The 1,775-nt window shown below is 68.1% G+C and carries 3 protein-coding genes; 2 read left to right on the top strand and 1 reads right to left on the bottom strand.

Annotation, left to right across the window (positions count from 1 at the left end; translation table 11 throughout):
* The coding region (locus A5711_RS25855; RefSeq protein ID WP_067951526.1) for a HemK2/MTQ2 family protein methyltransferase at positions 1-600 on the top strand (600 nt) is incomplete at its 5' end.
* Positions 597-845, top strand: a complete 249-nt coding sequence (locus A5711_RS26650; protein ID WP_082975854.1) for a CDGSH iron-sulfur domain-containing protein — start codon at positions 597-599, stop codon at positions 843-845. The genes A5711_RS25855 and A5711_RS26650, both read left to right, overlap by 4 nt.
* On the opposite strand, the gene A5711_RS25850 is transcribed toward A5711_RS26650, so the two are convergent.
* A partial coding sequence (locus A5711_RS25850; protein ID WP_067951525.1) for an iron-containing redox enzyme family protein occupies positions 793-1,775 on the bottom strand: 983 nt, incomplete at its 5' end. The two genes, A5711_RS26650 and A5711_RS25850, sit on opposite strands and share 53 nt — an antisense overlap.

Genomic DNA, 1,775 nt, shown 5'->3' with positions numbered 1-1,775 from the left:
CGAGACAGCGCGCTCATTCCGGGCCGGCGCGTACTCGATCTGTGTACGGGCAGCGGATTCGTGGCGATCGCCGCCGCGGCACTGGGCGGTGCCGATGTGACGGCCTTCGACATCTGCCCGCACGCCGTGGGTTGCTCTCGCGACAACGCGGCCGCCATCGGCGTGAATGTCGATGTGCGCAAGGGCACCTGGAGCGATGCGCTCGACTGCGCACCCTTCGACGTTGTCGTGTCGAACCCGCCTTACGTGCCGACACCTCCGCACGGCGACACGGAGTACATCAGCCCCAGCGCCGGCCCGTCGTGGGCCTGGAACGCCGGTATCGATGGCCGGATGGTGTTGGATCCGCTGTGCGAAGCGGCGCCCAAGTTGCTGTGCGACGGCGGGTCACTGCTTCTCGTGCACTCGGCACTCGCCGGCGTCCAGCAATCGCTGGATTCCCTGAAGTGGGCCGGCATGGACGCCAAAGTCGTTGCGTCGAAATGGATCCCGTTCGGCCCCGTGATGACGGCGCGGGCGAAGTGGCTCGAGAGCGTCGGCCTAATACCCCACGGACGCCGGGAAGAGGAGCTGATCGTGATCCGGGCGGACAAGCGGTGACCACCACCCGGGTCCAGGTGGTTGCGGGCGGGCCGGTCCTGGTGTCCGGCCCGGTGCGCATCGAGATGCCGGACGGGGAGGTCGTCGAGTCCGACCGGTTCATGGTGGCGATCTGCACCTGCCGGCGCAGCGAGAAGTATCCCTTGTGCGACACCAGCCACCGCAGATGCCGGAACCTGGCCAGCCGGACGTCTAGTCCAGTGCCCTCCGCAACGACGACCGACCCTGCTGCCACGACGCCATAACCGCGTCGGCCAAACGGTTTTCGACCGCCGCGTGCGCGCGGATCCCGAACACGACGTCGCGATCGAGGTGCGGCTCTCGCTCGACGAGGTCCCCGACCACGTCTATGCGCACCACGTGCTCGTGTACGGCGTCGGCCTCGACGTGCTCGGCGTAGAACTCGACGCACGCCGAAGGCGCCCCCATCCGCTGCAGGGCCTGCACCATCCGCCGCGATCCGGGCGGGGAGGTGATCTCCGTCGAAGCGAAATGGCCGATCGCCGCGCCGCGCAACTCGCGGTGCAGCCCGAACAGCGACATCAGGTTCACCGCCGCCAAAGCTTCGGCGTTAACCGCGTCCACGTACGCCAGGTACGTCGTGTCCAGATTCGCGGCCGCCATCAGATCGGCGAAGAGCTGCTGGTGTAGCCGGGGACCCTGCCCCGCGCCATACTCGTCGAATTCGATTGCCACGAAAGCCGCTTTCGCGACACCCATCAGTCGCGGGATCGCCCACGCGTGCGGATCGCCCTCTTTGAGGTGATACACGGACCGGTGGACGAAGTACTCGCGCATCTGCTGCCACGTTCCGGTGTCGCGCAATTGATACGACGGACCCGTGCCGTCGACCGGTTCGACCGAGATGGCGTCCATTTCGGCGGCGGCGGTCTGATCCGGTGCGATGGGCCCGACGTCGCGGCGCACACCGGCGAGGAAAACGCGTTCGAGCTCGCCGCGCAGTGTCAGCAGCGCCGGATTCCATTCCCAGCCCGGGTCGACGCCCGCGAAGCCGCGGTAGTGCAGCTCGTAGCACATGCACAGCGCCAGCTGCAGATCCAGGCCGTAGGGATCCGAATCGCGCACGGACGCACCGATGCGGGTCAGGTGGTCATGCGACGGCGGTCCGGTCAGCGCGCGACGGACGGCGGTCGACAGCGGCCCGTGTGCCGCCG

The organism is Mycobacterium sp. E2238 (assembly GCF_001672665.1).
Classification (GTDB): domain Bacteria; phylum Actinomycetota; class Actinomycetes; order Mycobacteriales; family Mycobacteriaceae; genus Mycobacterium.
Note: the sequence above shows the minus strand (reverse complement) of the source record. Positions and strands in the feature narration are given on the sequence as shown.